Annotated in this window: 1 protein-coding gene; it reads left to right on the top strand. The window is 58.3% G+C overall.

Translation table 11 applies throughout. From position 1 onward, the window contains the following. Nucleotides 1-23: 23 nt before the first annotated feature. Nucleotides 24-242 (top strand): epoxide hydrolase N-terminal domain-containing protein (locus SB764_RS43960; protein WP_410867308.1); only part of this gene is annotated, 219 nt, incomplete at its 3' end.

Consider the following 242-nt stretch of genomic DNA (forward strand, 5'->3'; position numbering starts at 1 on the left):
TAGCCCGTGATCGGGAGGCAGACATGCAGATCGAAATGTTCAAGATCGAGATCAGCGAGGATAGTCTTGACGCGCTGAGGCGTCGCATCAGCCACACAAGATGGCCGAGTTCGATTGACGCTTCCGGATGGGGGGATGGAAGCAGCCTGGCGTTCATGCGTGACCTGGCCAGATACTGGCACCGTGACTACGATTGGCGGGCGCATGAAGCGCGTCTGAATCTCTTGCCGCACTATGTCGCC

This window comes from Paraburkholderia sp. SIMBA_027 (assembly GCF_046535315.1).
In the GTDB taxonomy this organism is placed as follows: Bacteria; Pseudomonadota; Gammaproteobacteria; order Burkholderiales; family Burkholderiaceae; genus Paraburkholderia; species Paraburkholderia tropica.